The sequence below is a fragment of the Rhodopseudomonas sp. AAP120 genome, from assembly GCF_001295845.1.
Taxonomy (GTDB): Bacteria; Pseudomonadota; Alphaproteobacteria; order Rhizobiales; family Xanthobacteraceae; genus Rhodopseudomonas.
Genome location: NZ_LJIC01000198.1, coordinates 22,925 through 28,924, shown reverse-complemented (window position 1 = coordinate 28,924; position 6,000 = coordinate 22,925). Strand labels below are relative to the sequence as shown.

Genomic DNA, 6,000 nt, shown 5'->3' with positions numbered 1-6,000 from the left:
GACCCCCACCCCGGCCTCCGCTTCGCTCGGCCGACCCTCCCCGCAAGGGGGAGGGGTTACAATCGACGCCCGAGCTTCAATCCGCAATCACCACATCGGCTACAAAGACCGGCTCGCGCACGGCTTCGCCGACGAATTCCGAGCCCTGCTCGAACCACGAGCGCGGCGCAGGCGCGCCCCACAGGGTCTGGCGGCGCGGGTCGCGCAGCGACCAGCGCAGCGGCTCGTGGTCGTGGTCCATCGTCTGATAGTCGCTGCAGTACAGCTCGATGCGGTGGCCGTCGGGATCGCGAATGTAGAGGAAGAACGCGTTGGAGATGCCGTGGCGGCCGGGGCCGCGCTCCAGATTCTGGATGTAGCCGTTCGACGCCATCACGTCGCAGAGGTGAATGATGTTGAGCGGCCCGGGCACCCAATAGGCGAAATGGTGCAGGCGCGGGCCACGGCCGTTGGTAATGGCGAAATCGTGCACATTGCCCTTGCGGTGCATCCAGGCGGCGGCGATGCGGCCGCCATCGCCGTCTTCCTCGGCGTATTCGGTGAGGCGGAAGCCGAGCTTGGCGTAGAAGTCGATGGTGTCCTGGGTTTCGGCGGCGAACACGTTGAAATGGTCGAGCCGCTGCGGATGGCAGCCCTTGTAGCGCTCGTAGCGGCGCAGCAGATGCGGCCGCTTCTCCATCGTGGCGTAGAGTTCGAGGCGGTAGCCGAACGGATCGGTGACGTGCAGCGTGCGGCCCTGGAACGGCCGATCGACGAACGCGTAAAGAACGCCATTTTCGGCGAACCAGCTCGCGGCCTTGTCCAGATCGGCCTCGCTGCCGACCTTGAAGCCGAGCCGCGCTGCGGCGGCCTTGTCGGCCTTGCGCAGCACCACCGAGTGATGCTGGTGCTCCTCGCTGCCGCGCAAGTAAGCCGCGATATTGTCGTGATCCTCGACATGCAGCCCGATGATGTTCTCGTAGAACGCCACGCTCTTGTCGAGATCGACGACATCGAGCACCACATGGCTGGAGCGGATGATGTTGAACGGCGGATCGAAAACGTGTTGCGGCACCGGCATCGGCGAGGTCCCCAGGAGTTACTTCAATTCACGATACGAACGTTCGTCATTCCGGGGCGCCGCAAAGCGGCGAACCCGGAATCCATAACCCCTGTATCGGTGGCTGTGCACGACCGCGCCGGCAGGGAGTATGGATTCCGGGTTCGCGCTTCGCGCGCCCCGGAATGACTCGGGGAGGGGGCGTTCATCACACCGCCCCCAGCTTCTGGATCTTATGCGTCCCGCGCGCGAGCGAGACGTGCTTGGTCTCCATGTAGAACTCGAACGAGTAGTCGCCGCCGTCGCGGCCGATGCCGGACTGCTTCATGCCGCCGAACGGCGTCGGCAGATGGCGGACGTTCTCCGAGTTCAACCAGATCATGCCGGCCTCGAGCGCGTCGGCGACGCGCAGGCCGCGGCCCATGTCGCCGGTCCAAACATAGCCGGTGAGGCCGTAGCGGATGTCGTTGGCGATCTGAACCGCCTCCGCCTCGTCCTTGAACGGGATGACGGTGAGGAACGGCCCGAACACCTCGTCCTGCGCGACCCGCATATCGCTTCGCGCGCCCGTCACCAGCGTCGGCTGCACATAGTGGCCGCCGCCGGGGCCGTCGTGGCGCGCGCCGCCGACCGCGACCGTCGCGCCGTCCTTCTTGGCGATGTCGAAATACGAGCACACCTTGTCGAGATGGCGCTGATGGATCAGCGGCCCGACTTCGGTGGCGGGATCGAGCGGATGGCTGACCTTCAGCGCCCGCACGCGGGCGGCCAGTTTGTCGATGAAGTTGTCGGCGATCGACTGCTGGACTAACAGACGGCTCGACGAGGTGCAGCGCTCGCCGTTCAGCGAGTAGATCATGAACACCACGGCATCGAGCGCACGGTCGAGGTCGGCGTCACCGAACACGATTACCGGATTCTTGCCGCCGAGTTCGAAATGCACGCGCTTCAGCGTCGGCGCGCCTTGCGCCATGATGGCGGCGCCGGTCGCGGTCTCGCCGACGAAGGCGATCGCCTTGATGGCCGGATGCTCAGTCAGCGCCTTGCCGGCTTCCTCGCCGAAACCGTGCACGGTGTTGAGCACGCCGCTCGGCAGGCCGGCGTCCTTGCAGATCCGCGTCAGCATGTCGGCCGTCACCGGCGACCACTCGGCCGGCTTGTGCACGACCGTGCAGCCGGCCGCGAGTGCCGGCGCGATCTTCCAGGTCGACAGCATGAAAGGCGTATTCCACGGCGTGATCACGCCGACCGGGCCGATCGGCACCCTCGTCGAGACGTTCCAATGCTCGTCGCTCGGCGTGTTCAGGCCGTCGCGCGCCTCGGCGCATTTGTCGGCGAAGAAGCGAAAATTCTCGGCGGCGCGGATCGCCGCCTTGGCCATGAAGCGATGCGCCTGGCCGGTGTCGATGCATTCCAGCACGGCGATGTCGTCGGCGCGCGCTTCGATCGCGTCGGCGATCTTGTTCAATATCTTCCGCCGCTTGGTAGGAGCCATGTCGCGCCACGCCGGAAATGCGTCCTTGGCGGCCTTAGCAGCGCGGTCGATATCAGCCGCCGTGCCGCGCGCCACTTGCGCCAGCTCCGCATTGTCGATCGGCGATGAGGTCGCGAACGTCTCGCCCGACGACGAGGCGACGATTTCGCCATTGATCAGATGGCCGATGCCGTCGGCTCGGAGCTGCTTCAGCAGCGGCGCGGCGCGGTCGAGATTGGCCTGGAAGGCCGAACTCGTCTTGGGGGAAAGCGTGGCGGCATCAGCCATGTCGGGCCTCGGCAATCAGCAGATCGTGGATGGAGTTGCGCTTCCACGACGTTTCCTTGTCGTTGATCATCATGTCGAACGACAACGCGAAACCTTCGTCGGCGAACAGCGGGTCGAGATAGTGGGACAGCTTGTCGAAGACGTGCTGGCCGGCTTTCTTGCGTGCGGCAAGATCGCGGCCTTCGCCGATCCGCAGCAGCATCGCCATAAAGGAAAAGCTCTCGCGGCCATCGGCGATCGCGTAGGTGTCGCAGCGGATGGCGCGAACGCGAATGCCGCCGATCGGGAAGATGCCGGTCTCGAGCGCGGAGGTGCGGACCAGATCGACGACGGCGCGCATGTCGACGCGGTCGTCGAGATTGGCGGAATATTCGATGGTGAAATGCGGCATGTGAGCCTCGCTCAAATCCTCATCCGAAGTAACAGCTGACGCTGCCATAGGCGCCGTAATCGGCCTGGATGGTGTCGCCCTTGCGGCATTCGATGGCGCGGATGAACGAGCCGGCGAGCACCACTTGCCCCGGCTCGAGCGCCAGGCCTTGCGGCGCGATCTTGTTGGCCAGCCAAGCCACCGCGGTCGCCGGATGGTTGAGCACGCCGGCGGCGAGACCCGTTTCTTCCAACTGGCCATTCTTGTAAGTCAGCGCGCCGATCCAGCGCAGATCGACATCCAACGGACGGATCGGCCGGCCGCCGATCACGATGCCGGCGTTGGCCGCATTATCGGCGATAGTATCGAAGATCTTGCGCGTCGCCTTGGTCTCCGGATCGACGCGTTGCACGCGCGTATCGAGGATCTCCAGCGCCGGCACGACGAAGTCGGTGGCGTTCAGTACATCGAAGATCGTGCAGTCGGGACCGGCGAGGCGATGCTTGATGACGAACGCAAGTTCGGCCTCGATCCGCGTCGCGATGAAGCGATCCGTCGGCACCACGCCGCCATCATTGAAGAACATGTCGTCGAGCAGCACGCCGGAATCCGGCTCGTCGATCCCGAGCTGGCTCTGCATCGCCTTCGAGGTCAGGCCGATCTTGTGACCGCGCACGCGGCGACCCTCGGCGACCTTTAGGTCCATCCAGGCGGCCTGGATCGCATAGGCGTCGGGAATCGTGATCGCCGGATGATCGAGCGACAGCTGGCGGATCTGCACCTTGGTGGTCTCGGCCTGGTGCAGCCGTTCGGCCGCTGCGCGAATTTCGTTGCTCGACAACGCCATGTGGGCTTCCGCCTCGATTTCCATCCCCGCGCCGGCGCCCTTCGAAAACGCTCGCGCGCGAACTGATTAACATGTTAAATGATCCGGCTCAAACCCAAACCGTGCTTATTGCGATGCAAAAATCGACCCCATCGTCATTGCGAGCGAAGCGAAGCAATCCAGCCGCACGTTCCGAAGCTGGATTGCTTCGGCGCGATGGGTCTCGCAATGACGGGGAGGGGCAGGCGCAGAATAGAGACGCGCCAATCCGCGAATTCTCGCGCTCGCTGCCGATGTTGCTGCTGCGCGGCCGCGAGGCGGTGATGCGGCATTTCCGGCCGCTGCTGCGGGCGCATGGGCTCAGCGAGCAGCAATGGCGCATCCTGCGCGCGCTCAGCGCGGTGGATGCCATCGAGGTCACCGAGCTGGCGCATGATGCCTTCCTGCTCGGCCCCAGCCTGTCGCGCATCCTGCGCGATCTCGAAACCCGCAAGCTGCTGGCGCGGAAGACCGCGCGCGAAGATCAGCGCCGCAGCATGGTGTCGATCACGCCGAAGGGCCTGAAGCTGATCGAAACCGTCGGGCCGTTTTCTGAAGCCATCTATGCGGAGATTGCGCGCCGCTACGGCGGGACGCAGCTCGGCGAGTTGCAAGATCTGCTGCGGGCGCTCGACGACAGCCTGTCGGCGATGCCGGTGCGCCATGCCGCGGGCGCGGTGGACAGCGACGCGGATTCTGGGTCAACTTCACGCGGCAAACGACGACCCGTGAAACGTCGGGCCGTACAGGGAGGAAGATGATGAGCCAGCAGGGCAGGGCGCCGCGCGCCCGTCGGCACGTGACAATCGGGCACGCGCCCGCATGGTGACGCTGCAGGTCGACAGGCTGATCGATTTTGTCGCGCAGGTGTTCGAGCGCGCCGGCTCGTCCAAAGATGAAGCACGCCGCATCGGCTCGTATCTCACGACCGCCAATCTCACCGGCCACGACAGCCACGGCGTCATCCGCGTGCCGGTGTATATCCGCTGGCGCAATGCCGGCGCGGTGCATCCGGATCAGACGGTCGACGTGCCGGTCGATCTGCCGTCGCTGGCGGTGGTCGACGGCAAGTTCGGCTACGGCCAGACCGTCGGCCCGCAGGCCGTCAGGCTCGGCATCGACAAATGCAAGACGCAGGGCCTGTCGGCGGTCGCGCTGAAGAACTCTGGACACATCGGCCGCATCGGCGATTGGGCCGAGATGGCGGCCGCCGAAGGCCTGGTGTCCATCCATTTCGTCACCGCCGCCGGCTCCATCCTGGTCGCGCCGTTCGGCGGCACCGAGCGCCGGCTGTCGACCGCGCCGTATTGTGTCGGCATTCCGCGTCCTGGCCAGACGCCGGTGGTACTCGATCTCGCCACCTCGATCGTTGCCGAAGGCAAGGTGCTGGTCGCCGCGCGCGGCGGCAAGAAGTTGCCGAAGGGCGCGCTGATCAATCCGGACGGCTCGCTCAGCGAGGATCCTGCGACGCTGTACGGCTCGCACGAGAAGGACGGCCCGATCAATCACGCCAATGGCCAGGGCGCGATCCGCGCCTTCGGCGAGCACAAGGGCTCGGGCCTGGCGCTGATCTGCGAACTGCTCGGCGGCGCGCTCACCGGCAATGGCGCGACCGGGCCGAACCGCCCGTTCGCCAACGGCATGTTTTCGATCTATGTCGATCCGCAGCGCATCGATCCGTCGCACATCTTCGATGCCGAGGTGACGCGCTACATCGACTTCTTCAAAAGCTCGAAGACGGTCGCCGGTGTCGATCAGGTGCTGATCCCCGGCGATCCCGAGACTGCTACGCGCGCCGAGCGCACCGCCACCGGCGTCCCGCTCCCCGACGACACCTGGGCCGCCATCGTGGCGACGGCGCGCGAGGTCGGTGTGCCCGAGACGGCAATCCAGGCGGCGACGGCGTGAGGCGCTTACTACACATTCGTTCGTCATGCGCGGGCTTGACCCGCGCATCCGTCCTC

The 6,000-nt window shown here is 65.6% G+C and carries 6 protein-coding genes; 2 read left to right on the top strand and 4 right to left on the bottom strand.

Features of this window, described 5'->3' with window-relative positions; translation table 11 throughout:
• Window positions 1-76: 76 nt before the first annotated feature.
• The 4 genes from hpaD to hpaH form a co-directional block, all read right to left on the bottom strand.
• Complete coding sequence (gene hpaD, locus IP86_RS25960) at window positions 77-1,060, bottom strand: 3,4-dihydroxyphenylacetate 2,3-dioxygenase (RefSeq protein ID WP_054165330.1); 984 nt, start codon at window positions 1,058-1,060, stop codon at window positions 77-79.
• Window positions 1,061-1,247: 187 nt separating this feature from the next.
• A complete protein-coding gene (gene hpaE / locus IP86_RS25955) occupies window positions 1,248-2,801 on the bottom strand; it encodes a 5-carboxymethyl-2-hydroxymuconate semialdehyde dehydrogenase (RefSeq protein WP_054165329.1) in 1,554 nt (517 codons plus the stop codon).
• Complete coding sequence (locus IP86_RS25950) at window positions 2,794-3,192, bottom strand: 5-carboxymethyl-2-hydroxymuconate Delta-isomerase (protein WP_054165328.1); 399 nt, start codon at window positions 3,190-3,192, stop codon at window positions 2,794-2,796. Before IP86_RS25950 ends, hpaE begins: the two co-directional genes overlap by 8 nt.
• 19 nt (window positions 3,193-3,211) lie before the next feature.
• The gene (gene hpaH, locus IP86_RS25945; protein ID WP_054165335.1) at window positions 3,212-4,018 is read right to left on the bottom strand and encodes a 2-oxo-hept-4-ene-1,7-dioate hydratase; all 807 of its coding nucleotides are present in this window, start codon (window positions 4,016-4,018) and stop codon (window positions 3,212-3,214) included.
• Between the two features lie 245 nt (window positions 4,019-4,263).
• Here hpaH and hpaR point away from each other — a divergent pair, with 245 nt between their 5' ends.
• Window positions 4,264-4,797: a homoprotocatechuate degradation operon regulator HpaR gene (gene hpaR / locus IP86_RS25940; RefSeq protein WP_054165334.1), complete on the top strand. Its 534-nt coding sequence runs from the start codon at window positions 4,264-4,266 to the stop codon at window positions 4,795-4,797.
• Window positions 4,798-4,858: 61 nt separating this feature from the next.
• Window positions 4,859-5,944: a malate/lactate/ureidoglycolate dehydrogenase gene (locus IP86_RS25935; protein ID WP_054165327.1), complete on the top strand. Its 1,086-nt coding sequence runs from the start codon at window positions 4,859-4,861 to the stop codon at window positions 5,942-5,944.
• The last annotated feature ends 56 nt before the right edge of the window (window positions 5,945-6,000 follow it).

What these genes read in the sequence shown, in the direction of transcription:
- hpaD (WP_054165330.1), bottom strand. Translation starts at nt 1,060, where the DNA reads ATGCCGGTGCCGCAACACGTTTTCGATCCGCCGTTCAACATCATCCGC.
- hpaE (WP_054165329.1), bottom strand. Translation starts at nt 2,801, where the DNA reads ATGGCTGATGCCGCCACGCTTTCCCCCAAGACGAGTTCGGCCTTCCAG.
- IP86_RS25950 (WP_054165328.1), bottom strand. Translation starts at nt 3,192, where the DNA reads ATGCCGCATTTCACCATCGAATATTCCGCCAATCTCGACGACCGCGTC.
- hpaH (WP_054165335.1), bottom strand. Translation starts at nt 4,018, where the DNA reads ATGGCGTTGTCGAGCAACGAAATTCGCGCAGCGGCCGAACGGCTGCAC.
- IP86_RS25935 (WP_054165327.1), top strand. Translation starts at nt 4,859, where the DNA reads ATGGTGACGCTGCAGGTCGACAGGCTGATCGATTTTGTCGCGCAGGTG.